This window comes from Acidobacteriota bacterium, assembly GCA_020349885.1.
GTDB lineage: Bacteria > Acidobacteriota.
In genome coordinates this window covers 2,364,100-2,390,742 of record CP070701.1, presented here as the reverse complement: position 1 = coordinate 2,390,742, position 26,643 = coordinate 2,364,100, and the positions used below count along the sequence as shown (strand labels likewise).

The window sequence follows — 26,643 nt, the reverse complement described above, 5'->3', positions numbered from 1 at the left end:
ATGGAGGGGTCGTGCATCATGAAGGGAAAATGCAAGGCGGACAAGAGGATACAGGACGATGGCGGATATTGACAAGCTGAACGCTTTGATTTCCAGCAAAGTCCGAGAGGCGGCCACACAGCTTGTGGCCAGCCTCAAGGGCGACCTCTCGCAAGCCTTGGAGCGCCTCGACGGCCTGCGCGTCGATTTGGACGAAACGGAGGTCAAGCCCCTTCTTCCTTCCGAGCCGGCCCCCGCGCCCGGGGAAGGCGCGTCGCTCCTTCCGGCCCTCCGCCGGGCGCTTCTTCCCATCGAGCAGGGCCGCAGCCAGGTCAACGTCCTCACCCCCGCCGTGGAGCAGTCGGCCCAATTCGCCGCGCGGGTAGCCCTTTTTGTTTTCAAGCAGGACCGGATGATGGGCTGGAAGGCCTTCGGCTTTTCCGGTGCCTTCACCGACAACGATATCAAGAAAATTCAAGTTCCCGTCGCGAAGGACACGCTCTTCAAGGTGGTGCGCGACACGCCGTGCGCCTACGTGGGCCCGCCCGACAGATTTTCGGGCAACGCGGAGTTTCTCGGCAAGATGGGCGGCACGCCCACGGTCGTGGCCGGCTTTCCGATTGTGGCGAAGAACCGCGTCGCCGCCATCCTTTACGCCGATAACGGCGCCCCGGGCGGCAAGCTCGACCCCGAGGCGCTTGCCGTCCTCACCCAGCTTACGGGCATGGCGGTGGACCTGATCAGCGTCCGTTCCAAAACGCCTTTGGTCGTTGGATATCGCTTTGAGGCCGGGCCGGAAGCACTGCAACAGCAGGCTCCGGAAGATGATTTGGCGCTCGACCTGGGTGAGGAAGGCCCTCCCCCTGCCGAGGCCCCCGGCCCTCCAGGTGGGGCAGGAGTGGACGAGGAGGGCTCTTTCGCGGACGAACAGCCTGAGGCGCCAGCGCCGACCGTCATTTCGGGCGGCAAGGAGTTTGAACTGGGGAGCGCAGACGTGGACACCATGCCTACGCCGCCTCCGCCGGCCCCCCCGGCTGCCGCACCGCCTCTCTCTCCTCCGCCACCTCCGACTCGCGCCAAGGCACCCGTTACCTTCACCAAAGGCTTTGACGAGGAGCTCACCCGCGCCGCGGAGGATGACTTTGGCGGGCAGGACACGGCCGCGGTGGAAGAGGAAATTTCCTTTGAAGAGCCGGCGGCGGCTGACGAGCCACAACCGGCGGCGGCCGACGAGCCACAACCGCCAGCGGCAGCTCCCGTCACCCAGGCGTTTCCGGCTCCGGGGGTCGAGGGCGAGGAGCACGAGGAAGCGCGGCGTTTCGCGCGGCTTCTCATTTCCGAGATCAAGCTCTACAACGAGGAGAAGGTCACAGCCGGGCGAAAGAAGCGCGACATTTACAACCGCTTGAAGGACGACATCGATCGAAGCCTCAAGGTGTACAAGGAGCGCATTCCGGCGAGCATCATGGCCCAGAGGGACTACTTCTACGAAGAGTTGGTAGCGAACCTGGCCGGCGGCATCGCCTCGGCGCTCGGCGACTATCCCCACAAATCCTGAACAGGAACCGCCTTACCTGCGGACGGAGTCCCGCCTTGGAGCGGGACGAGGCAGGGGCGGCGGGCGCGAGCGAAACAGCGTGAGCGGACGACATTCCATCGTAGCAAACGTAGCGGCGGCGGCCCTGAGCGTAGGCATGCTGGGCGCGGCGCTCCTGGCTCCCCTGCCGGGCTTAAGCGGGGCCGGCCTTCCCACCTACGGGGAACTTGTGGGGGGACCGCGGGAGGGCCTTCTTCGCATCGAGCGATTTCTTGCGGACGCTCCCTTGGAGGAGCAGGGCCCGGCGTATTTTTTGAGGGGCTACTATTTTCTGGGCGAGGAGCGCCTTGAAGAGGCGCTCGGGGATTTCGAGCACCCCGCCGTGGAGGGGAGTCCGCTCGCGGCGTTCGCGCTTCTTTTGCGGACGGAGATTCTGCTTCTTCTGGGGCGCCCGGAAGAAGCGGCGGCGCTCGCGGAGGGGACGCGAGACACTCCCGCGCTCCGGCGCCCGATGTTCGAGCGTGCGGTGGAGGCCATGCTTCGCCTAGGCCGCGTGCCCGAGGCGCACCGCCGCATCGCGGACGCGCCGCTTGGCGAAGCGGCGCGAGCGCTCTGGCTCGGGCGCGCGGCGGAGGCCTATCGGGAGCAAGGCTGCATCGAGGAGGCGCACGCACTGGCGCGCGAGATTTTGACCTCCTTCGCCGCGACGAAAACCGCGCGCCGCTTCGAGCCCCTGCTCCAGGATGAAGCGTTCGAGCACACACTTAATGAAGCCTTCTGGCGGGCGCGGGCGCACGCCCTCGCGGAAGACCGCCGCTTCGCGGAGGCGCTCGAAGCCCTCGCGCGCCTTGACCGGAGGACTTCTTCCGACTGGGAGGTGGAAGGCCTCTGTCTCTATCACCGCGGTTTGTATACGAAGGCGCTCCCGGCGCTGCGGCGCTCCTCCTCACCGCGAAGTTGCTACGTTGAGGCCCGGTGCTATCGAAGGCTCCGCTCCATGGGGAAATACGCCGCGGCGTTGGAGAAAACCCTCCGGAGCGAGCCGCGCGATCTCTGGTGGGCCAAGGCGGCGTTCGCCCTCGCGCGGGAGCGCGAAAAAGAAGCCGGAAGTATTCTCGAGCGCGTCGCGGCGCACGCCGAGCGCACCGAGGACCGCGGGCAGGCCCTCTGGACGCTCGCGTGGCGCGCCCTTCGAAACGACGCCCCGGCGCAGGCAGGTCTCTTTCTGGAAAATTATCTCTCGCTCGAAGAGAACGCCGTGCTCCGCTGGGAGGAGCGCCTGCGGGCGGAGTTCTGGCTCGCCGACGCGCTCGCCGCCCAGGGGCGCCGGGAGGAATCACTGGAGCGCTTCGCCCGCATTGCCGAAGATTTTCCCGACCACTACTACGGCGTCCGCAGCCGGCTGCGGCTTGCTCGTGCAAGCAAGCTTGAGGAATCTCCGCTTCCCCTTCCTCCGATTCACGAGACTGAGGCCGGGCGGAATCCCATGTTGCTTAGCCTTTCAGACGGTGTGGAAACGCTCCGGTGGCTCGGCCTTCTCGACGAGGCGCGCTTGTGGCTGGGGCTTCTTCTAGAGGAAAAGCCCGGCGACGCGGATTTATGGCTTCTCAAGACTCGGCTGGAAGCCGAGGTGGGCGATGTCCGGGTGGCGCTTTCCGCGTTTAACCAAGCCGCGGCGCAGCCGGGCATGACGCTCCGCGCGCTCCACGGGCGCATCTCCGAAGACACGATGCGCGCGATGTATCCGCTTCTTTTCTGGGACTCCATCGTTTCCCATGCCCGGGCGCGCCGCCTCGATCCGCTCCTGGTGGCCGCAGTCATCCAGCAGGAGAGCTCCTTTGACCCGAGGGCCGTGTCGCGCTCCGGGGCGCGTGGGCTGATGCAGCTCATGCCGGGCACCGGGCGGCAGATTGCCCGCAAACTCAAGGAACCTTACCGCCTTGCACTCCTTTACGAGCCGGACAAAAGCATTGATTTCGGGACCGAGTACCTTGCGGGCATGCTCAAGCGCTTCGACGGGCGCGTGGAGCTGGCCCTGGCCGCCTACAACGGCGGCCCCAACCGCGCCGCCCGCTGGTGGCGCGAGCTCGGAAGCGAAGATGTTGAGGTTTTCGTCGACGACATCCCGCTCGGCGAGACCCGCCGCTACGTCAAGCGCGTCACCACGCACTACGAACGCTACCGTCGCTTGTACGGGAAGCCGGCGTAAGCGGCAAGAGCTCCGCGGCGAAGTTTACCCTGACACATTGGGACAGACCTCATTGTCGGAAACAGCGTCAAGCGGATGGGCGTGAAGCGGAAAAACGAGCGGCTGGAACTTACACAAGATTATTTGTGTTACTTTTCCCGTCCGGTCTTTGCGCCCCTCTCTGAGGCTGTGCTACAATCGCCCTGCCATGGGTAAGGAGCCGAACGCTACCGATACGCCTTCCGATCCCGATGCCGTCGGGGAAAGCACCGAGTCGAAAGATTCCGGATCCGGGAAGCAGCTTCCCTGGTGGAGCCAATGCCTTCAATTTCTTCTCTGGGCCGGGGCTATCATGGGCATCTACGCCGCGAGCGCATGGTTTAGTTTGCAGGCGTTCATCCGGTCGGCCGACACGGTGGCCGTGCCCGACGTAGTTGGTCTCGCATTCGAGGAAGCGCAGGCGCTTGCGCTCGGCGTTGGCCTCCGGGTGGTCGAGTCTTACCGTCGGCCGAGCGCGGACGCACCAGAGGGCCAGATTCTTGAGCAGAACCCCCAAGATGGTTTTCCCGTCAGGCGCGGCCAATCCCTGTCTGTGGTCGTAAGCTTGGGCAACCCCAAGATCGAGGCGCCGTCCCTTGCGGGAATGCTGCTTACCGAAGCTCGGCAACGGCTTAAGGAAAACCACTTGGCTCTGGGGCGGGTCTACCGGCTCTCCTCGAACGAGGCCGCCGAAAACGTCGTCATTGCGCAGGAGCCGCCCGCGGGAACGGCCCTGTTTCGCGATTCGCCGGTGCGCCTTGTGGTAAGCCGCGGCCCGGCTCCGCAGTTTTATCGGATGCCGCGCCTGGTCGGCCTGCCCCTGCCAGCCGCCCAGGAGGTGTTGACCCGTGCCGACCTTTCAGCGCAGGTCGAATACCGGCGCCTTCCGGGGAAGCGCGGCCTCGTGATATCCCAGTACCCGGCGGGGGGCGTGCGGTTCCGCCGGGGCGATTCCCTTGCGCTACGGGTGGCGCAATGAAGCAGAAAAAAGGCAAGACGCGGGCCGGCCCGTTGGCTCGAACAAACCCAGGTGCAGGAACCGGGAAGCGGGTTCGCATCGCGCCTTCCATTCTCTCGGCGGACTTCGCGCACCTCGCCGAAGAGGTGCGCCGCGTCGAGGAGGGGGGTGCCGCGCTCCTCCACGTGGACATCATGGACGGCCACTTCGCGCCGAACCTTACGATAGGGCCGCCCGTGGTCGAGGCGCTCCGCCGTGTCACCTCGCTTCCCCTCGACGTGCACCTGATGATCGAGGAGCCCGACCGCTACATCCCCGTCTTCGTCGAGGCCGGCGCCGCCATGGTTTCCGTGCATTGCGAGGCATGCCCCCATCTCCACCGCACGCTCCATCTCATCCGTTCCCTGGGCACCCAGGCGGGTGCGGCCGTGAACCCCTCGACGGCCGTTTCCCTCCTCGAACCCGTGCTGGATGACACTGATTTCATTCTTTTGATGTCGGTCAATCCCGGCTTCGGCGGACAAAAATTCATTCCCTCAACCCTCGATAAGGCGAAGGCGCTGAGGAAACTTCTCCGGGCGCGCAAGCGTTCCATTCCCATTGAGATGGACGGCGGCCTTGGGGAAGCGAACGTGCGCGACGCGGTTAAGGCCGGCGTCAGCATCGTCGTGGCCGGCTCCTCCGTCTTCGGTGCACCCGATCCGGCGGAGGCTGTGCGGCGGCTGCGCGCCGAAGCCCAACGAAAGTAATTGGTTATCGGTTCCAGCCGTCATGGCGGATGACCTGCAAAAGCCCTTGCCTTTTCGCTTCCTGCTGCCGGCGACCATTCTGGTGATCCTGCCCGTGCTGGTGTTCCAAGGCTGCGCGGGGAAGAAAGCCAAGGCCGCCGCGTCGCCCTATGCCAAGTATCAAAAATTCTCGAACCAGGAGCTTTACGAGCGAGCGCTTCACGCGATGAAGCGAAAACACCCCATGCAGGCGCGCAACTTCCTTGATGCTCTCTTGATCCGCCCCATGGATTCCGTGTACACGCCGCTCGCCCGGCTCCGCATAGGCGACAGCCACTACATCCAGGGCGGCTTCACTGGATTCATGGAAGCCATTTTCCATTACCGCAAATTCCTGCGCCGCTACCCGCGCCACGAAAAGGCCGCCTACGCCCAGTACCAGATTGGCATGTGCCACTTTAGGAGGATCCTTTCGCCTCAGCGCGACGCCCGCGACACGGAGTTCGCCCTCCTGGAGTTTCAAAAGGTCGTCAGGCTCTACCCCGAGAGCGTTCACGCAGCATCCGCGAAGCACCGCATCCGCCTCTGCCACCGAAAATTGGCGGAGCGCGAGTTCGCCATCGGCAAGTTCTACTACCGCCAGGTGGAATACGAAGCGGCTCTCGACCGATTTAAGGGAATTCTCCAAAACTACGAGGAATATTTTGAAGAAACCGAGTTCTTTTATTACCTGGGCGAGACGCTCTGGGCGCTCGGTCAGCGCGAGGAAGGACGGAAGTACCTGGAAATGACCATCCACCGCGACCCGAAGTCCTCGCATGCGAAGATGGCGCGGGAGCGCCTGGCCGGCAAGCCCAACCGGCAGTCGTTCTGGAAGCGGGTGCTGCCGCCGTATCTGTAAGGCGGGGCCGTGCAAGAACTACCAATCTGGCCGTAATTCTGTTTACATGTTTATGAAGTTTCCGATGAAGTCGTTGATTCTGCTTTTGCTCCCCCTGCTGTTCGCGCAAACGGCCCACCCGGCCAAGCGCGGCGGGAACATCGACACAAAGCTGCTGAACGCGGCGGAAGAAGGCGACACCGCCAAGGTGGAGCGATTGCTTGAAAAAGGCGCGAACGCGGATGCGAAGAACGAAAGCGGTGCAACCGCCCTGATGGTTGCGGCACGGGAGGGCCATACCGAAGTGGTAAAAACCTTGATCGATGGGGGAGCGGACGCGAACGCGAAACAGGAAGAAGGCGGCTGGACCCCCTTGATGTACGCCGTGTCGGGCGGCCACACGGAGATGGCAAAGTTCTTGATTGCCGCGGGCGCCGACATGGCGATCACCAACACGCGTGGAGTGACCCCGCTGATGTGCGCCGCCTCGAAAGGTCATACAGAAACGATCCGTTTCCTGATTTCCGAGGGCGCGGATGTTAGCAAGAGGACCCGTCGTGGCATGACCGCGTTGATATACGCTGCGGGAAGAGGTTACACCGAGACGGTGAAGGTCCTTCTCGACGCGGGCGCGTACGTAAACGCCAGGTACAACGCCGAGTACCACAAGGGCGACACCGCACTGATATACGCGGCGAGGAGCGGCCACGCCGAGGCGGCCAAGGCTCTGATTGACAAGGGCGCGAACATGGAGATCGTGACCCGAAGGGGCGAGACCGCGCTGATCCTTGCGGCCGCGTACGGCCACACCGAGACGGTGAAGATCCTCGTCGACGCGGGCGCGAACATGGACGCGAAGGATGATCACGGCGCAACCGCCCTGATGTTCGCGGATTATTTGGGCTTCGTCGAGATCGTGAAAATCCTCGTGCAGGCCGGGGCGGGGGAGCAGACGGAGGAGTGACGGGGAGAGGGGGCGGATTTTAGGACGTCGTCCGCGGGATAAGCGCAGAGGCAGGAGATGACAGAAGAAAAGAAGCTACTGTTTGTCTGTGAGGATTTTAAAGTCTTGTAGGAATCCTTCAAAAACCGAAAGGAATTCCGAGAAAAAGGAAGGCGTGTTGCCGTAGGTTATCCAACAGGCGTATTCATCAGACAAGCGAACATAGACGTTTACGGCTTTATAGTATTTTTTTTCGTCCTCAGCCTCAAGCCATATAACGTTATGCCCATCCACCGTAATGGATTTTCGGCTTAATTCTATTTCGCGGTTAATCCAAAGGAAATTTTCCACGTTGGCCTCAACAGGTTTTTCACGGTAATCTTCGTCTATGGAAAACGAATTGACCGAAATCCAGCCGTTGCTCTTCTTGTGATAGAAAGTAATCTCGGCATTCCGCACGGAGAACGCACCACCCCCCTTTTTGTGCGACCAATCGTCGCCTAACATCTTTCCTTGGAACAGGCCCTTTTTCATAAAACTGTCATCTTCAATGGAGACCCCTGCCCAGCTTTGCAGGGCTCCTATTAGAAGAACACCAATTCCTACAATCAACTGTTTTTTCATGTCATAACCTCTCTAACTATTGAGTTGCCCATCCCTACGCCCCCCGGTAAATCTCCCCTCCGCCCTTCCGGAACTCTTCGGCCTTCTCCTTCATCCCCTCTTCGAGCGCGGCTTCCCCGCTGAGCTTCTTTTCTCGTGCGTAGTCGCGCACCTGCTGGGTGATCTCCATGCTGCAGAACCGGGGGCCGCACATGGAGCAGAAGTGCGCCGTCTTCGCGTCCTCCTGCGGGAGCGTCTCGTCGTGGAATTCTTGTGCCGTGTCCGGGGCGAGCGAGAGGTTGAACTGGTCCTCCCAGCGGAACTCGAAGCGTGCCTTGGAGACGGCGTTGTCGCGCGCCTGCGCCCCGGGGTGCCCCTTCGCCAGGTCCGCGGCGTGCGCCGCGATCTTGTGCGCGATGACGCCCTGCTTGACGTCGTCGCGGTCGGGAAGGCCGAGGTGCTCCTTCGGGGTGACGTAGCAGAGCATCGCCGTTCCGTACCAGCCGATCATGGCAGCGCCGATGGCGCTCGTGATGTGGTCGTAGCCGGGCGCGACGTCCGTGGCGAGCGGCCCGAGGGTGTAGAAGGGCGCCTCGTGGCACTCCTTGAGCTCCCGCTCGACGTTCTCCCGGATGAGGTGCATCGGGATGTGTCCCGGGCCCTCGATCATCACCTGCACGTCGTGCTTCCAGGAAATTTTCGTGAGCTCGCCGAGCACCTTGAGCTCGGCGAACTGCGCCTCGTCGTTCGCGTCGGCGAGCGAGCCGGGCCGCAGGCCGTCGCCCAGGCTGAACGCGACGTCGTACGCCTTCATGATCTCGCAGATCTCCTCGAAGTGCGTGTAGAGGAAGCTCTCCTCGTGATGCGCCAGGCACCACTTGGCCATGATGGAGCCTCCGCGCGAGACGATGCCCGTCGTGCGCCTCGCCGTGAGCGGGATGTGGCGCAGCAACACTCCCGCGTGGACGGTGAAGTAATCCACCCCCTGCTCGGCCTGCTCGATGAGAGTGTCGCGAAAAATCTCCCACGTGAGCTCCTCGGCCGCGCCGCCCACCTTCTCGATTGCCTGGTAAATGGGAACCGTTCCGACGGGCACGGGGGAATTTCTCAGAATCCACTCGCGCGTCTCGTTGATGTCGGGGCCCGTCGAGAGGTCCATCACGGTGTCCGCGCCCCAGCGCGTCGCCCAGATCATTTTTTCCACCTCCTCCTCGACGGAGCTGCTGACGGCGGAGTTTCCGAGGTTCGCGTTGATCTTGACGAGAAAATTGCGGCCGATGATCATCGGCTCACTCTCGGGATGGTTGACGTTCGCGGGGACGATGGCGCGTCCGCGCGCCACCTCGTCGCGCACGAATTCTCCCGTCACGCGCTCGGGAACGGAGGCGCCGAAGCTCTCGCCCCGGTGCCGCTCGGCGTACTTCGGGGCCGCCTCGCGCATCTGGTTTTCGCGGACGGCGACGTATTCCATCTCGGGCGTGACGATTCCCTTTCGGGCGTAGTGCATCTGCGTCACGTTGCCGCCCGCCTTGGCGCGGAGCGGACGGCGCTTGGGGAACTCGGCGCGCGGAGGCGTCGCGGAGCGGACGGCGCGGCCCTCGCGTTCCTCGACGTCGCCGCGCTCCCGGATCCACTCAAGGCGCAGCGGAGAAAGGCCTTTCTTCACGTCGCAGCGCACGTTCGGGTCGGTGTAGGGGCCGCTCGTGTCGTAGAGGGTGAAGGTTTCGACGCCGCCGCTTCCGTCGGAGGAAGTCAGGTGCACCGCGCGCATGGCGACGCGCACGTCGGGGCGGCTTCCCTGGACGTAGATTTTGTGCGACCTAGGGAAGGGTTTCGTTGTGATGGCGCCGCCGTTTTGCCCGCCTTTTTCGTCCGATTTGCCCATGTTCAGAAAACTCCGGATTTCCGTTAATCCATGGTGGCACGTTTTCGTTGCGGAGGCAAATGCCTTGTGCGACGCGGGCGGATGAACCCGTCCCCGGAACCATCCTCGGCAAGGCGATGGGAACGCTCGACGCGGGCACGGGAGCGATTAAAGTGCTCGTGATGCTGCGCTGAGGAGGCGCCCGCCCGGGGGAGAGAGAGCGCTTTCCTTAGACCACCGTTTGGTGGTAGACTCATACCTTACAACCAGGGGTTATGTTACAACCAGGGGTTATGAAACAATCAATCCAAAAAAAAGAGGAAAACCCATGAAAAACACTGCCATTTGCCTTGCAATGTTTGCGGCCGCCACGCTTGCCTTCGCGCAGGCGGCGCCGCCCGATCTCGTAAACTTCCAGGGAGTCCTGCGAGATTCTTCAGACGCGCCCCTTGATGGAGCGTACGACATGACGTTCCGCTTCTTCGACGACCCGGCGGCAGGGAACGAGATTCTCATCGATTCCCACACGGCGGCCGGAAGCGGCGCCGTCACGGTGACGGGCGGCCTCTTCAACGTCTCGCTCGGCGGCGGCACGGTGACGGACGGCTCGGGTCCCGGCACGTACACGGCGCTCACGGACGTGTTTCGCGACTACTCGGCGGTCTATGTGGAAGTGCAGGTCGGTGCCGACCCGGCGATGACGCCGAGAATTCGCGTCGTCTCGGCGGCGTATGCTTTGAACGCGGGGACGGCTGCGAGCTCGGGAGACGCCGACACGCTCGACGGATTTGATTCTTCGCAATTCCTGCGCAAGGACATCGCCGATACGGCGGCGGGCGTGATTACGTTCACGGCGGCGACGACGGACGTGCGGGGGAGCCTCGTGGATACGACGGATTCCGTGGTGAACGTAGGGGATGACCTGTGGGTTCTGGGTGGAAACATCGGGGTGGGCGTTTCGCCCAACCCGACCTACGGCGGTTATTTTAAAGGCACCGTGCGCGGCTCCAATAGTTCCGTGAACGAAAATACGGCAAGCACACTCTATGGCGCCTTCAATTCAGCGCAAAACAGCGACACGGGAGGCGGCGAACTTTTCGGGGCTTACTGCACCGCCAGCGCCAAGGGCGTGGACAACTCAAAGTCCGTCTACGGCCTGCGCGGTTTTGCCGGCGGAGACGGTTCAAGCACGGGCAATCATTACGGCGTCTTCGGCGAGGCGTCCCTTGCCACAACGAGCGGCTCGCACTACGGCGTCTACGGAATATCCGGGGGCGGCGCGACGAACTACGGAGGATACTTCCAAGGAGGCAGATACGGCGTTCGCAGCGTGGCAAGCGTCTCCGCGTCGACGGGCTACGGTGCCTACAATTCCGTGCAAAGCAACGACACGGGAACGGACGCCATTTACGGAACGTACGGCACCGCCACCGCCTCGGGCACGGACAACGCAAAGACCCTCCATGGCCTGAGCGGCCACGCCATCGGAGACGCCTCCAGCAAGGGCGACCACTACGGCGTTTACGGCGAAGCGATCCTTCCCGCGGCGTCAGGCATCCACCACGGCGTCTACGGCGCGGCCTCGGGCGGCGCGACGAACTACGGAGGATACTTCGCGGGCAACGAATACGGCGCTCGCTGCATCGCGAGCCCTACCGCATCGACGGGCTACGGCTCCCACAATTCCGCGCAGAACGGCGGAACGGGAACGGGCTTCCTTTACGGAACGTACGGTACCGCCAACGCCTTTGGCACGGACAACGAGAAGACCGTTCATGGTGTAAGCGGCCACGCCATCGGAGACGCCTCCAGCACGGGCGACCACTTCGCGCTTCATGGCGTTGCGAACAGTATCACATCGGGAGGTGCGCACTACGGCGTCTTCGGTAATGCCTCGGGTGGCGCGACGAATTACGGCGGGTATTTCTTGGGGTCGACCTGGGGCATCTATACGCCGAACGACGCTTACGTGGGCGGGACTCTCGACCTGGGCGGCGGCGCGGACGACGACCTGACGACGGCGGACGTGACGGACCTGACGGACGGAGGAGATACGTCGCTGCACGTGCACACTACGGACGGCGACGGGCGCTATCTGCGCAAGGACGTTGACGACACGGCGGCGGGCGTGATCACGTTCACGGCGGCGACGACGGACGTGCGGGGTAGCCTCGTGGATACGCTGAATGCAACGGTGGACGTCGGCGACGATCTATACGTTCAAGGCGGCCATCTCGGGGTGGGCGTTGCGCCCATCAACAGCTATGGGGTGTATAGTGAGGGGTCTTTTTACGGCGGTAACTTTAGAGGGACCACCCGAGGCGTGAACGGCTATGTGGACGAAACTTCACAGGCCGCGCTCTACGGCGTGCGTGCCCTGGCGGTAAATGCTGACACGGCTACCTCGTCTTCCTTCTACGGAATGTACAGCCAGGCTAATGCTTCTGGAGCCTCAAACGACAAATTTGTCCACGGGCTTACGGCGGAAGCAACGGGAGACGCCGAAAGCACGGGACCGCATTTCGGTGTTCAGGGAATTGCAGGGGGCGGCAAAGGCAATCATTATGGCGTTTGGGGGCAAGCCGAAGAGCCCTCGGGTGAGGGAACGCACTACGGCGTATACGGCAGGGCTTTTGGCGGCGCGATAAACTGGGGTCTTTACACGCCGAACGACGCCTACGTGGGCGGGACTCTCGACCTGGGCGGCGGCGCGGACGACGATCTGACGGCGGCGGACGTGACGGGCCTCACGGACGGCGGGACGACCGCACTCCATACACACGCTGCGGGTGACGCGGATACGCTGGACACGCTCGACTCGCTGCAGTTCCTGCGAAGCGACGTGGACGACACGGCGGCGGGCGCGATCACGTTCTCTGAGACGATCGGCGTGGGCACCGCGCCGAACAGCGACTACGCCGTTTATGGCGCGGGTTCAGTGTACGGGGGACATTTTACCGGCCCCGACTATGGAGTTTTCGGCGAATCGAACGGCACGGCCGCCGCGTCGCACTACGGCGGGTCCTTCAGTTCGAGCGGCGATACAGGCACCGGCTTACACCTCGGCGTTTACGGCATCGCCTCGGGCACCGCGGCAACGAACTACGGCGTCTACGGCACGGCCTCGGGCGGTTCGGTGAACTGGGGGCTTTACACGTCGGGCTATGCCTACGCGGAAAACCTCAACGCGGGGACGAAGACGCAGGCAAGCAATTGGCGGGTCGATTCGACCTACGGCTCCGGTGCGACGGGAGGCTACGGCGCCGTGCGCGGAGACGGAGATGCCGGCCCCACCCGCGGCTACCTGGGCGTGCAGGGAGCCACAGATTTCGACGGCGTGGGTTCGGCGGACTGGAACGGGCTGGAAATCGGTGTGGCCGGAATCTCGACCGGGGCCACCACTCCCGGTGACAACATCGGCGTGCTGGGTCATTCGAATAGCACGGGCGTGAAGGGCGAGGCGATCGGCACCGGCACACTCTACGGCGTCTACGGCGATGCAGCCGGCGGCTTAACAAACTACGGCGGGTATTTCACCGGCAGCACGTGGGGGATTTACACCCCGGACTATGCCGGTATAGGGAGAGATCTTTATATCGGTCAGGAGGCCACCGACGATGACCACTATCTCTACTTCAACGGGGGCCAGGAATATCTAAGGTGGAACGATTCCACTTTGCAGCTCCAGGTCTCCACCGACCTTGCGCCGCATACTTCCGACTTGATCGACTTGGGAGCATCGAACCGCTACTGGAACCTCGTCTGGGCGGACGGTTTTCGTTTTTATCTTAGTGCCGGTAGTGATGACGACTGGCTCTCTTTTGACACATACCCCGACCTCGACCTGATAGACGGTATGAAGGGTATCCCCGTGACCAACCAGCGAACCGGCGAGGTGCAACTCATCGTGGATCCCGCCACCGTCCCGGCAATCATCCGGGGCACGCCGACGCCGGAAGACCCGACGGCGGACCAATTCGTCGACGTCAAGAAGGCCGAAGCACTTCTCTTCGGCGCGGTGCGGGAGCTCCGGCGCGAGGGCAAGGGGCGCGAGGCGGCGCTGCGCGACGAGCTCGACCTGCGCACGCCCGACCGGAAGACCGGCAGGCAGGAGATGGACGGAAATTTGCAGATCGCCCTCGACAAGGACGCGAACGACGCGGCGCGCTTCTCCGTCTTTCGCGACGGCGAGGAAGGCCTGCAGGAGGAAGTCTTCCGCGTGGACGAGGAAGGGAATCTCTATTTAAAAGGCTCCGTGCGTCCCGCATCGCTCGACCTGGCGGAGTACCATCCCGTGAGCGAGACCGTGGAGGCGGGCGACGTGCTCGTGATGGATCCCCAGAATCCCAGCGTGCTTCAGCGTTGCGCTTTCGAGTCCGACCCGAGGGTCGTGGGTATCGTTTCCGCGGCACCCGGCGTCGAGCTTGGGAGGAGCATCAGACAGATTGCAGCCATGGAGCCGGAGCTTGCGGCGCGGATAGACGACGCGCGCGCCGTCGGTGACAAGGAGGCCGAGGACGCCGCATGGGCGCAGCTTGAAGAAATCTTCAAGGCTACGCACGCGGCGGTGGCGCTCTCCGGGACGGTGGCGTGCAAGGTGGACGCGGGATACGGCGCCGTCGAAGCGGGCGACCTCCTCGTGGCTTCTCCGACGCCGGGCCACGCGATGAAAGCCTTGAGCCCCGTCCCCGGAACCATCCTCGGCAAGGCGATGGGGACGCTCGGCGCGGGCACCGGGACGGTCAAAGTCCTCGTGATGCTGCGCTAGGCGGCAGCCCTAATCAGCCGTCGGATTTTTTCTCTTCTTGTAGATTCGCGTCCGCCGGTTCCTCGCTGCTGGGTTCCGCTTCGGCGGGAGGTTCTTCAGCAGGAGGCTCTTCAGCAGGAAACGCTCCGGTATGGGGTGCTTCAGCGGGAGGCTCTTCAACAGGAGGTTCTTCCGCAGAAGGCGCTTCGGCAGGGGGCGCTTCGGCGGGAGGTGCTTTAGCAGGGGGCGCTTCGGCGGGAGGTGCTTTAGCAGGGGGCGCTGCGGCAGGAGGCGCTGCGGCAGGAGGCGCTGCGGATGGAGGCACTGTTGATGGAAGCGCTTCGGCGGGGGGCTCTTCGGCGGGAGGCGCTGCGGATGGAGGCACTGTTGATGGATGCGCTTCGGCGGGGGGCTCTTCGGCGGGAGGCGCTTCGGCGGGAGGTGCTGTTGATGGAGGCACTGTTGATGGAGGCGCTGCAGCAGGAGGCGCTTTGGCAGGAGGCGCTGCGGCAGGTGGTGCTTTGGCAGGAGGCGCTGCGGCAGGTGGTGCTTTGGCAGGAGGTGCTGCGACAGGGGGCGTTGCTACGGGAGGCGCTTCTTCTCTGGCTTTTGACTCTTTTTCCTTCTCGCGCTGCGCCTTCTCGGCTTCCTTTTCTAAGCGCTTCGCTTCTTTCTTTGCCGCGCGCTCCGCGGCGCGTTTCTCCTTGCGCGCCTTCTTCTCCGCCCGTTTGGCCTCGCGAGCTGCGGCCTTTTCCTCCTTTCGTGCGGCGCGCTCCATCTTGCGCTTCTCGCGCCGCTCCTCGCGCGTGAGCGGAGCCGCCTCTTCCCCTTCCTTCAATGCTTCCTTGGGTGGAGCCTTGCCGGCACCCTCCAAAGCGGGCGCTTTCTCTGCGGGTTCACCCTCCTTGGACGCCTTCTTCTCCGCCCGCTTGGCTTCGCGAGCTGCGGCCTTTTTCTCCTTTCGCGCGGCGCGTTCCGCCTTGCGCTTCCCAAGCCACCCTTGGGGCAAAGGTTTTTCCTCAATCCTCGCTCTCGCCCGGGGCGCAGCCTCCGCTTCGGGCCGGGCTTTGGCTTTCGCAAGCGCCGCCTGCCAATCGGGCGCGATGACCGGAAGCGCCGTGCTGCCCGACGTTTCGAGGTAGAGTCTCACCTGCGACAGATAGATCAGGTCGGACGTGACCAGGGCGGGATTGTTGCGCACCTCGCGTAGCCCCGGGTCGAGTTCGAAAGCCCGTTTGTAGGACTCGATGGCCGCGTCGTGGCGGCGCAGCCCTTCGTTCGCGGCGCCGAGGTTAAAGTGCGCGCGCGCGTGCTTTGAACTTTTTTTCACGACATGCTGGAAGGTCGCCGCTGCACTGCGGAAGTCACGATTCAGGAGATGGATCACGCCCAGGTTGTAGCGCGCGTCGAGGTTGCGGCCGTCCAGTTTGAGCGCCCTGCGATAGGAGCGGGCGGCGTCCTTGTCCCAGTTTTTCGCCAGGTACAGATTGCCGAGCTCGATGTGAAACTCCGGCACGTCGGGATACTGCTCGATCAGCTCATGCACCTCCACGATGCGCTCGTCGAGGGAGAGCTCGGGCGCGGGGGGAGCCGGAGCGGTGGCGGCCGCGCCCCAGGCCCCGAGCCAGGCGAAAAGGAAAAGGGAATTCACTTCGCGCGCCCCGCCCTGAGCTTCACTTTTCCGTCCTTGGTCTCGATCTGAAACTGCACGTGCTCCGCGCCTTTCGCCTGAAAACCCTTCACCTGCTTGGCGATCACCTTCTTGAAGCTTGCGAGGCGGAGCTTCTTTACGTTCTCGCCCGCTTTCTCCTTGGCCGCCATGTAGGCCTTGAAAAGCTTTTCCACGGCGTCGCGGTCCTCAGAAAGGTCGGAAATGCGGTGAGACATGGGGTCCGCTCCGGGTGCCCGCTCGGCGGGAACCGGGGGCGGTGAAACGTCCGCAGCCTGTTCCGCTTCGTCGAGGTCCTGCGGCACCTCACGCTTGACGCCGAGCGACTCGAGCGTCACGCGCTGGGCGCCCGTTATCCCGCGATCAACACTCTCCTCAATCTCTTTCAAGCGGCGGTTCCAGCGCTCCTCGTATATTGAAAATTTCGATATGAACGTCGAGAAACGGAAGCGGTGCCGGTACTGCCGGAGCGTCATGTTGCGGTAGCGGCGCACGAGGTTCTTGAGCGTGCGCATGTAGTCGTCGGGAGGTCGCTTGCGCCCCCCCTGGAAGTACACGTTGTACTCGACCTCGATACGCTTGAGCAGAACCTCCATCTGGTCGAAGTCGGCTTCGATCATCTGCTCTTCGGAACCTTTTCTTTTCTGCTGCTCCATAGGGTTTCACAAGAAAAACATTGACGCCTAGGTCACTCCGTGGTCGATAGGATGCTACGCTTTGGGACGGTTGTCAAGGCGGATGCGAAAACCGCCTCAGCGCAACGCCACGCGATTCACGAAACGGCCGGGATGCCCCGTCCTGGTCTCTTGTCGCGCGTCGGGGCCGGGAAGAAAGCGCATGGCGGGGGGCCTGCCTTCGGCCAGCACCCGCTCAAGAGGCGCGAGATACGCGACTTCGTTGGGTGCCACATGCGCAAGCCCCTCGCGCGCGGCCGTTGAAAGCTCCCGCGCAACGTCCAGGACGCGGCGGCCCCGGTACTCGGCGACGAGTCCCTCGCGCGCGATGCGCCGATGAAGCTCAAGGCGCTCTTCGAGAGACGTTTCCCCAGCGACCGAAAGGGCGCGCTGGCGGACATCGGCATGTTCCAGAAGGCCGCGCCAGAACGCGGCGCCGGCCAACGCGAGCGCGGGCGTAGCGCCGTCCATGGCGCGCACCTCGACGTAACCGGGCCGCAGGCGCACCTCTGGAAACACCATCGACAACTGCACCTCCCAGTCCGGGGGCTCTTCCTTGTAGCCCAGGTAGCCCTCCTGCGAAAACTGGCGAAACGTCACCTTGCCCTCGAAGGGAATGTAGCGTTCCCCCCGAGCGAGAAACACCATGGGAACGTCCATCGCGTAGTCCACGTAATCCTGCGGCGTGAACTCCCGGCTCAGGCCCTTCTCCACATACAGGCAGCGGTCGGGGTCGCATTCGGCCCACGCCATCATGCGGTACGACTGGTGGTCGTTGGGGCGGCCCTCGGCGATGGACGAGTTGGCAAACGCGGCGCTCACGAACGACGAGGCCCGCGTGGCCACGGCGAACTTTTGCGCTGCATCCTCGAGGCTGCGATAGCCGACTCCGACCTGGAACCCGCCCGTCTGACGCATCATCACGAGCGCGAGGCGGCCACCGCGCACGGGGAAGTACTTCGTCATGATGCGGTAGCGCTCCTTGGGGATGAGGTCCATCCTCGCGAGCGGCGTCACGGGCTGGAGGCCCAAAGGCAGCCAGCGGATGCGAAGGGGCGCCGAGGCGGCAAGGAGATTCTCCCGGAAATCATGAAACTCCCGCTCGATTGAGGCGAGCGAAGCATGGACGCCGCCGCTGTATTCCACCTGACAGCCCGGCTCGAGCGTGATGCGGTATCCCGGCCCTTGAAGCCCGAGCGTGTTCCCCTTTTCTTTTAGGGGCGTGTAGCGGCCCGTGCGTATCATGTTCCGAAAAACCTCCGAAAGCGAACGCGGCCCGTCAAACGGGATGGCCTCCGCGGATTCCTCAAAAACACCGAGGAGTTCGTACTCGATACCGAGGGTCGGCAACCCTTCGGGTGCGCCGTCCACGTCGAAATACGCCAAATAGGAATCCGTACCCATTTCAAAATATTGCGTCAGAATCACCTTCGAGGTATGGAGTGCGCGTTAAGTATATCACACGGCGCAAACAAGCGATTGAAAAACAGGAGTATAATGCAGGCCATGGCGAGTTTTTTCCAGCCACGCCTCAAGAAGCACGCTTTATTTTACGCCGTTTCCATCGGGGCCACGGCGGCCCTGTCGCTTCTGGGCGTCGCCTCGGGGCGGCCGCTGCTTTTGGCCGCGCTTAATTTGATCGCACCCCTTGCGATTCTTTTTCATTTCCTTCGAAAGGAGGAGGCGCGGCGGGCCGCAGGGGTTCTTCTTGTATGGGCCTATGCGCTTGGATTCTTCATGGTCCTCTGGGTGTGCCTGTTTCCGGAGCGCGCCGAGAGCGCCGTCTTCCACGGCGCGGCCTACAAGGAGGAAATGTTTCACTGGATCGAAACCGGCGAAGGCGCGGAGGGTGATCCGGCCCGATTCATCCCGCAGCACCTTCTTCACGTCGGCGCGTTCCTCGCCCTCAGCGTTCTCTCCTGCAGCGTCCTGGGGCTCTTGATGGGCGTTCTTTTGGTGGATTACATGGCGTTCTACGCGGGAAGCGTGATTCTCGCGGCCGAGCACAAGGGCCTCGCGGCGCTTCTTGCGTGGCATCCGTGGTCGCTTTTTCGCATGGCGGCCTTTGTCCTCCTGGGCGTCGTCGTCGCCTCCCTCGTCTACGAAAAACTCTGCGGCCGGGCGCTTCCGTCCGGGACCGGCGGGCCGTGGAAGGCGCACCGCGGACGCATCCTCTGGGCCGCCGCGCTCCTTGCGCTCGATGTCGCGCTCAAGGCCGCGCTCGCCCCTCTCTGGCGCGAGTGGCTTCTCCGGGGGGCGGGGGTCCACTAGATAAGACCGGCGGTGACGTAAGGGAGCGCCGGAGACGGGGCGCTGTCTTCTGCAGCGGTTTTTCCGGCCGGCAAAAGCGAAATTCTCCATATCTGCCGCCTTCTTAGAAAAAACGAAAAGGTGATTCACATCACAGACAAACATCTCCCCTGGTGCTATCGTTTTTTCAGGTGAAATAATGTGTTTCTACATTTATGGGAGAGAGGAAGGGTGACAATATGCGACAAAAAACACGACAGCTTGGTATTTGGCTTATAGCGGGGCTCCTGGCGAGTCCGGTGGCGGTGTACGCGCAGGATCCCCTCCCCCTGCGCCACACGACCGAGGAGGATTTCGCTCCCGGCACGTTCGACAACACGGCGACGCAGCTCAACGTGGACGGCGAGGTCGCGCTCGCGCAGGTCCGCGACATCCAGGCGTGGGTCCCCCAGGCTCCGCTCGTGCATCCCTCCTTTGGAGTGTGGCCGCTTTATTGGGCGGCCGGCGTCGTGGTGGGAAACCGCGTCTTCGTCCTCGGCGGAGTCGGGCCCTTCGGCCCGACGAATGCCGTCCTCTACAGCGACGTCGACAACGCGGGAGACCTGGGCCCGTGGAACGAGGCCCCCCCGCTTCCGGTGCCGCTCTATCAGCTCGAGGCGGTGGTGGTGGGAGACTGGGTGTATGCCATCGGGGGAAGTCAGGGAGGCCCCCCCACGGCGGGGGTCTACCGCGCCCCCATCCAATGGGACGCTGGGGGCACGCCGACGCTCGGGGCATGGGCACTGGTCGGCTCCATGAACACCCCCCGCACCGGGCACCGGGCCGTGGCGTACCGGGGCGAGATCTACGTCATCGGCGGATATAACGGTTCAGTCTACCTCAATACGGTGGAGAGGACGCGCCCGGACATAAACGGCGACTTGCCGCCGTTCGTTTTTGAGCCGTCCCTCCCAAACCCCCCCACGCCTGTCCTTTATGAGCACGCCGCGGCGGCCTCCTGCGGACGCCTCTTTACCTTCGGCGGCTGGAGCTTCGCCCTCGTCCAGACCGTGCATTCGACGATAATCAACGACGACGGCTCCCTCGCCGGCTGGGAAGTTCTCCCGGATCCGCTGCCGTTTCCAGTGTATTACACGCGCGCCGTCACGTCCTACGGCAGGCCGTGGGTGGTAGGAGGCACGGGCCCGGGATTCAATGAGGTCTCGATGAATTTGTTTGCGCCGGACGGCAATATTTCTTCTCCCTGGGTGTCCGACGCCTCCCTGCCTACGGAGTACTTTCGGCATGTGGCGGTCATGGCCGGCCCCAAGGGAAGCCTCATGAAGGACCTGTTCGTCATCGGGGGCATCGTGGGAGGAGGGCCTTCGCCGGACGTGCAAAGAGGCACGATGGTCGTCCCCTGCGGCGACGGGTGCTGTAGCGCTCCCGCCGAGAATTGTTCCAACTGCGATATCGACTGCGGCCCGTGCGGCGCGATGTTCTGCGGCGACGGCATCTGCGATCCAGGAGAAAACTCCATTAACTGCCCGGGAGACTGTCCTCCTTGCGGCTACGCCTACTGCGGCTCCTACGAGTCGCCCATCCTCGACTTCGGCGGAAACGTGAATCTCGCGACCCTGCTCTGGTACTACGAGCTTTTCGGGCCCGCCTGGGCGGAGATACAGTACCGCTCTGTGGACCTGCTGTCCGGCTCGATGTGGGGGAATTATACGCCGCTCACCTCCAGCATGAGTATAGATATCCCGCTCTCGGACAGCATGGATTATTTCCAGTACCGCCTCAGTTTCCTGCAAGGGTCTGGAGGGAACGACGTGCTCACGCACTGGGTGGCGCTCACTCCCTACCTCGGCTACCAGAGCCACACGCTCATCGACTGCGGCAACTTCGACGGGAACGTGAACCCCGGCGAGACGGTGCGCATCTGGCCCGAGGTGAAGAACAGCGGCGTGCAGGACGCCTTCAACGTAAACGGCACGCTGAGCACCACCACGCCGGGCGTGATCGTTACGATACCCGTCGCCTCGTACCCGCCGAACATTCCGGGAGGAACGAGCGCGCCGCCGTCCACGCCCTTCGAATTCACGGTCGACTCGGCGGTGCCCTGCGGGACGCCCATTGACCTCAGGCTCGAGCTATTTTATGACGACGGCGTCGGAAATCCCTGCTTCAATTTCTCGGCGGGCGAGGTGGTGGAGGTGGCGGACGACTTTGGGTCGCCGACGAACGTGGCGGTTTTTGAGGACGTCGCAAACTGGTGGGGGCCCCCTTCCGCCGCCGACATTCTCACCGCCTACGGAATCCCTTACTCGGTCTTCGGTTCAACCGACATGGGCTTAGTGGATCTTTCGCCTTACAATAAGGTCATCATCACCGGCAATCAAGACCAGCCCTTCTACGACGCGCTCGTCGCGAACAAGGCGTGGTTCGAGGCGTGGATCTCGGCGGGGGGAGTGTTCGAGATGCATGCGGCGAACAACGTGGGATCATCGCTGGATTCTTACGTTTATCCGGGGGATTTCTCAACTTTCTGGGTACTGTCTGATCCACCGGATTTGGTAGCGATAACAGACCCCGCGCATCCCATTGTAAACACCCCGAATCCCATCACGGACGCGGGGCTGGACGGGTGGAATTCTAGCACGCACGCTTACATCGACATGTATCCCGTAGCCGCCAAGACAATCCTTGAAGACGACGGTGCCAATCCCGGACAGCCCGTGGCGATGGAGTGGTTCTTCGGCGCAGGAGCGGTGGTCGTTACCACGCAGACGATCCCGGCCTCGTGGACCGCCGATGGCCCGCTCGTTTTCGAAAATTTCGTGCTCTACATGCCGGGGTGCGAATCCGTGGTCTGCAACCCCGCCGCGCCGTTCCTCCGCTACGACAGCCACTTCGTGGACGACTCGGGCGGCAACATGAACGGCCTCTTCAATCCGGGCGAGACGAATTTCCTGTGGGTCACGCTCGAAAACCCGAGCTGGTTTGCCGGCGCCACCGACCCAAAAGCCGCTTTGAGCACGACGGAGCCGGGCGTCACCATCCTGGACAGCACGGCCTACTATCCCAACATTCCCGCTTCGGGCTTCGGCACCTCGATTGCGCCGCACTTCCAGGTGCAGGTGCATCCGGCCGTGCCGTGCGGAACGGTGCTCGATTTCACGCTCGACATCCTAGCCGCCGAAGGCTCGTGGACGGACACCTTCACGGTGACGGTGGCCACCTTCTTCGAGGACATGGAGGGCGGCGTCGGCGGGTGGACGCTCGACCCGCCCGTTCCGCCGGACCCGGACAATCTCTGGCACCAGATCATTGAGCCGACGTGCTCGCCCGCCTACAAATCGCCCTCGACGAGCTGGTACTTCGGTGACGAATTCGCGATTCCATCGTGCACGTACGAACACGGCGGCGTTGTTACACGCGGAAGCCTCGTCAGCCCGGTTATCTCCAACCTGGCGCAGGGCGCGGCCCTTGATTTCTGGTTCCGAAAGGAAACGGAGTGTGGGTTTTTGTGCGGTAACGACTGCCCTTACGATAACGCCTACGTGGAGATCTCTACGGACGGAGTTTTGTGGTTTCCGCTTATGGGAGGGCTGCTGGATCCGCTCGGAACCGGAGAGCTTTGCGACGACAGCGACATTTGGCTCAACTCCGGCGACATTGACCTGAGCGCCTACGCGGGATCCGACATCCAGATTCGCTTCCGCTTTAACGACGGAGACGGCGTCGTGAACAACTTCACCGGCTGGATGGTGGACGACGTGCGGGTTACCACCTGCGAGGGCTACGTGCCGTGCCCGGACCTCTCGGTCGTGCCCGTGTGCAGCGTGACGAACGTGTGCCTGGGCGATTCCGCTTCGTTCATAGCGGGCGTCTCGGGCGGGACGCCGCCTTATGACTACCTGTGGAACTTCGGCAACGGCGCCACCTCCTCGGCGGCCAACCCGACGTACACCTATCCCTCCCCGGGCGTCTACGCCGTCACGCTCCAGGTGACCGACTCATGCGGCTACATCCCGAAAGTTTGGGGACCCGGCACGGTATGCACCGTCACCGTCGTGGATCCAATCGCCTCGCCCACGGACTTTCCAGACCCCGTGGAGGTGTGGCAGGTCGTGCAGTTTGCCGCGAATCCCTCGGGCGGAACGCCGCCCTACACTTTTTTCTGGGACTTTGACGACGGCATAGGTACTTCCACGCTTCAAGATCCCACATACGCCTATGCTTCCCCCGGCACGTACAACTATAGCGTAACGATAACGGATTCGAACGGCTGCGGCGGAAGCGGCTCGGGCACCATCGGCGTGTATGCGGTCTGCTCGCTGGGCGAGTGGGAGCCGACCTTCCTCCAGACGAACACGGGGCACGCCGTGCTCATCGGCCACGACTACTTTGCAAGCAATCCCGACCAGAACAGGATCGCCGGAAACGCCGTGTTCCTCTCCACGGCCAGCCCCGTCCAGATGCTCTCTTACATACAGTACTCGGACAACGTGCCCGGGGGCGAATACCTGAACACCCTCGCGGCTATCAACTCGGTTTCTACCGATTATGTCAACACGGAATTCTCCGACTACGGGCAGCTCGACGACCTCCTTCCGGGAAAGGACGTGCTCCTTATTCCGGAGCAGGAGAACGCGGGCATTGACCAGCTTCGAGCCATCGGCGCGGCCTGGGCCAGGGACCTGCAGCGCTTCGTAAACGGCGGCGGCGTCGTGGTGCTGTGCGACCATAACTGGGGGAGCGGCGGCACGTGGGAAATTTTCAACCGGTCGGGACTTATGAGCATTAGCGGCTCGTTGGACACCGGGGGCAATGTTGATGTCGTGGCCCCCGCCGACCCGGTGGCCGCGGGCGTGACCACGCCTTATTTGGCCGGGAACGGGAGCTTGAGTTTTAGCACGGGGGAAACCACGGTGGTGGCGCGGAACAGCGCGGCGCAACCGGTCGTCATCCATAAGAAGTTCAGCCCTCCCCAGGGCCGCCGCTTCCACACGGAAACGTGGGCGCCGGAGATTGAGGGGATGTTCGTCTGGGGTGGTAATGGAAGCAGCCCCACGTACAAGAACGACGGCGTGCGCTATAACCCGGAGTACGATACCTGGGTGCCCATTCCCACGGCGCCGCTCGCGGGGCGCCGCGACCACACGGCGGTGTGGACGGGCACGGAGCTGATTATCTGGGGCGGGTATAGCGGAAGCTATTATGCCGACGGCGCGAGCTACGATCCCTCGACGGGCGTCTGGACGCCGCTTCCCGCCGCGCCCATCTGCGGCCGCTACTTCCACACGGCGGTGTGGACGGGAACGGAGATGATCGTCTGGGGCGGCTACGGTTACAACAATCCGCCGATGTGCACCACGTTTGGCTACCTCGCCGACGGCGCGAGCTACAATCCCTCGACGGGCCTCTGGACATCGATCACCGCGCCCATCGCGGGGCGCCGCTATCACTCCGCGGTATGGACGGGAGCGGAGATGATCGTCTGGGGCGGCTACAGCTCGACGGCGCCCACCTACAAAAACGACGGCGCGCGGTACAATCCCTCGACGGGCGGCTGGGCGGTGACCAGCACGATAGGGGCCCCCACGGGCCGCCGACACCACACGGCGGTGTGGACGGGCACGGAGATGATTGTCTGGGGCGGCTACGGAAGCGCCACCGGCCGCACGAACACGGGCGGGCGCTACAATCCCTTACTGGATGCGTGGACCGGAGGGGGAACCACGACGGTCGGCGCTCCCTCGGTGCGCGACTACCACTCCGCGGTGTGGACGGGCAGGGAGATGATTGTCTGGGGCGGCTGGTCTCCCTACACGAACACGGGCGGACGCTACGATCCTTCAAGCAACTCGTGGGTGCCGACGGCGGTTCTCGACGCGCCCACCGAGCGCTACCGCGGCCGTGGAGGCGTCTGGACGGGAGCCGAGTTCGTCGTGTGGGGCGGCTATGGGACGACGGTGGCACCAAGCTATAAGGACACGGGCGGCCGCTACACGCCGCCGGGGCCGAGCAACGTGGCCATTTTCCAAAACAGCAACCCGTGGGGCTATACGTCGAATCAGGACGTCCTGACGGCCAACGGAATCCCGTTCACGATATTCTCTTCGGCCGATATGGGCGTGGTGGATCTGTCGCCTTTCGACAAGGTGGTCATACCGTCCGTCCAGTCGCTGGCCTTTTACGACGCTCTGGTGGCGAACAAAGCGTGGTTCGAGTCATGGGTTTCGACGGGCGGCATATTCGAGATGCACGCGGCGGAGAACACCGGCGCGGTCAATAACTACATCTTCCCGGGAGATTTTTCCATTTACCGGGTTCTTTCTGACGCCGTGGGCATTGTAGACCCGGAGCATCCCATTGTAAACACCCCGAATCTCATTACGGATACGGGCACTGAGCTCGATTCGTGGAGTGCGAGCACGCACGCTTACATCGACATGTATCCCGTAGCCGCCAAGACCATCCTTGAGGACGACGGTGCCAACGCCGGGGAGCCAGTGGCGCAGGAATGGCAGTTTGGATGCGGCAAAGTCGTCGTCTCGACGCAGACGCTTGAACATGGTTGGGACGCAGGGAAGTCGACCATCCTCGAGAATTTCCTGCTTTATACCTGCAATCTCGTGGAATGCGTCTGCATCACGAGCGCGACGGCGACGGCAGGCGGCCCGACGACGTTCTGTGACGGCGGCTCGGTGACCCTGACGGCCATGCACGACGGCATCGGACCGTTCACGTACCAGTGGTACGAGGTGGTAGGCGGACTCCTCGCCGGCGAGACCGCCTCGAGCTACGTGGCGGCGGCGACCGGGGATTATTACTGCGAGGTGACGGATGGCGATCCGGGCTGCGGCGACACGGAGACGACGAACTCGATCATGGTGACGGTGAATCCGAACCCGACGGCGGTGATAACGCCGAGCGGGCCGACGGCGTTCTGCGAGGGCGGCAGCGTTGACCTGACGGCGAGCTCGGCGACCGGGACGCCTCCGTTCACGTACCTGTGGGCGCCGGGCGGCGAGACGACGGCGGCGATCACGGTGACGGCGAGCGACACGTACAGCGTGACGATTACGGACAGCGCGGTACCTGCGTGCGTGGACACGTCGGCGGGCGAGGTGGTGACGGTGAATCCGAACCCGACGGCGGTGATAACACCGGGCGGGCCGACGACGTTCTGCGAGGGCGGGAGCGTTGACCTGGTGGCGAGCTCGGCGACCGGGACGCCTCCGTTCACGTACCAGTGGTATGCTGGCGCTGCCCCAATCCCAGGCGGGACCAACGCGACCTACACGGCGACGGCGACGGGTAACTACAGCGTGGAGATGACGGACAGCGCGGTGCCTGCGTGCGTGGACATGTCTGCGAACGAAGCGGTGACGGTGAATCCGGCTCCGACGGCGGTGATAACGCCGAGCGGGCCGACGGCGTTCTGCGAGGGCGGAAGCGTTGACCTGGTGGCGAGCTCGGCGACGGGTACGCCTCCGTTCACGTACCTGTGGGCGCCGGGCGGCGAGACGACGGCGGCGATCACGGTGACGGCGAGCGACACGTACAGCGTGACGATTACGGACAGCGCGGTACCTG

General features: G+C 63.5%; 14 protein-coding genes. 9 read left to right on the top strand and 5 right to left on the bottom strand.

Annotated elements, in window-relative coordinates:
- The first annotated feature begins 58 nt into the window (after positions 1–58).
- The 6 genes from JSV08_10140 to JSV08_10115 all read left to right on the top strand — a co-directional run bounded on the left by JSV08_10140 (position 59) and on the right by JSV08_10115 (position 7,273).
- Positions 59–1,537 (top strand): hypothetical protein, encoded by a 1,479-nt coding sequence (locus JSV08_10140; protein ID UCF80841.1) that lies wholly within the window; start codon positions 59–61, stop codon positions 1,535–1,537.
- Positions 1,538–1,616: 79 nt separating this feature from the next.
- On the top strand, positions 1,617–3,725 hold the full coding sequence (locus JSV08_10135; GenBank protein UCF80840.1) for a lytic transglycosylase domain-containing protein: 2,109 nt from the start codon (positions 1,617–1,619) through the stop codon (positions 3,723–3,725).
- A gap of 187 nt (positions 3,726–3,912) precedes the next feature.
- The gene (locus tag JSV08_10130; protein ID UCF80839.1) at positions 3,913–4,722 is read left to right on the top strand and encodes a PASTA domain-containing protein; all 810 of its coding nucleotides are present in this window, start codon (positions 3,913–3,915) and stop codon (positions 4,720–4,722) included.
- Entirely contained in the window at positions 4,719–5,450 is a 732-nt protein-coding gene (locus JSV08_10125; GenBank protein UCF80838.1) for a ribulose-phosphate 3-epimerase, read from the top strand. Before JSV08_10130 ends, JSV08_10125 begins: the two co-directional genes overlap by 4 nt.
- Before the next feature lie 22 nt (positions 5,451–5,472).
- Positions 5,473–6,330, top strand: coding sequence for an outer membrane protein assembly factor BamD (bamD, locus tag JSV08_10120; protein UCF80837.1), 858 nt, complete (start codon positions 5,473–5,475; stop codon positions 6,328–6,330).
- Between the two features lie 64 nt (positions 6,331–6,394).
- The gene (locus JSV08_10115) at positions 6,395–7,273 is read left to right on the top strand and encodes an ankyrin repeat domain-containing protein (protein ID UCF80836.1); all 879 of its coding nucleotides are present in this window, start codon (positions 6,395–6,397) and stop codon (positions 7,271–7,273) included.
- 75 nt (positions 7,274–7,348) lie between these two features.
- On the opposite strand, the gene JSV08_10110 is transcribed toward JSV08_10115, so the two are convergent.
- Both JSV08_10110 and thiC read right to left on the bottom strand, forming a co-directional pair.
- Entirely contained in the window at positions 7,349–7,876 is a 528-nt protein-coding gene (locus tag JSV08_10110; protein ID UCF80835.1) for a hypothetical protein, read from the bottom strand.
- Between the two features lie 34 nt (positions 7,877–7,910).
- On the bottom strand, positions 7,911–9,740 hold the full coding sequence (gene thiC / locus JSV08_10105; GenBank protein UCF80834.1) for a phosphomethylpyrimidine synthase ThiC: 1,830 nt from the start codon (positions 9,738–9,740) through the stop codon (positions 7,911–7,913).
- Between the two features lie 307 nt (positions 9,741–10,047).
- Between thiC and JSV08_10100 the strand changes: the two genes are divergently transcribed.
- Positions 10,048–14,487 carry a hypothetical protein gene (locus tag JSV08_10100; protein ID UCF80833.1) on the top strand — a complete coding sequence of 1,480 codons (4,440 nt, stop codon included), beginning with the start codon at positions 10,048–10,050 and terminating at the stop codon, positions 14,485–14,487.
- Between the two features lie 13 nt (positions 14,488–14,500).
- On the opposite strand, the gene JSV08_10095 is transcribed toward JSV08_10100, so the two are convergent.
- From JSV08_10095 to JSV08_10085, 3 genes are all read right to left on the bottom strand, one after another.
- Positions 14,501–16,117 (bottom strand): tetratricopeptide repeat protein, encoded by a 1,617-nt coding sequence (locus tag JSV08_10095; GenBank protein UCF80832.1) that lies wholly within the window; start codon positions 16,115–16,117, stop codon positions 14,501–14,503.
- Positions 16,114–16,791 (bottom strand): hypothetical protein, encoded by a 678-nt coding sequence (locus JSV08_10090; protein ID UCF80831.1) that lies wholly within the window; start codon positions 16,789–16,791, stop codon positions 16,114–16,116. The genes JSV08_10095 and JSV08_10090 overlap by 4 nt, the downstream gene beginning before the upstream one ends.
- A gap of 96 nt (positions 16,792–16,887) precedes the next feature.
- The gene (locus JSV08_10085; protein ID UCF80830.1) at positions 16,888–18,213 is read right to left on the bottom strand and encodes a hypothetical protein; all 1,326 of its coding nucleotides are present in this window, start codon (positions 18,211–18,213) and stop codon (positions 16,888–16,890) included.
- A 93-nt stretch (positions 18,214–18,306) separates the two neighbouring features.
- Between JSV08_10085 and JSV08_10080 the strand changes: the two genes are divergently transcribed.
- Positions 18,307–19,080: a hypothetical protein gene (locus JSV08_10080; protein ID UCF80829.1), complete on the top strand. Its 774-nt coding sequence runs from the start codon at positions 18,307–18,309 to the stop codon at positions 19,078–19,080.
- Positions 19,081–19,298: 218 nt separating this feature from the next.
- Positions 19,299–26,643, top strand: a 7,345-nt coding sequence (locus tag JSV08_10075) for a PKD domain-containing protein (protein UCF80828.1), incomplete at its 3' end; no start/stop codon positions are given.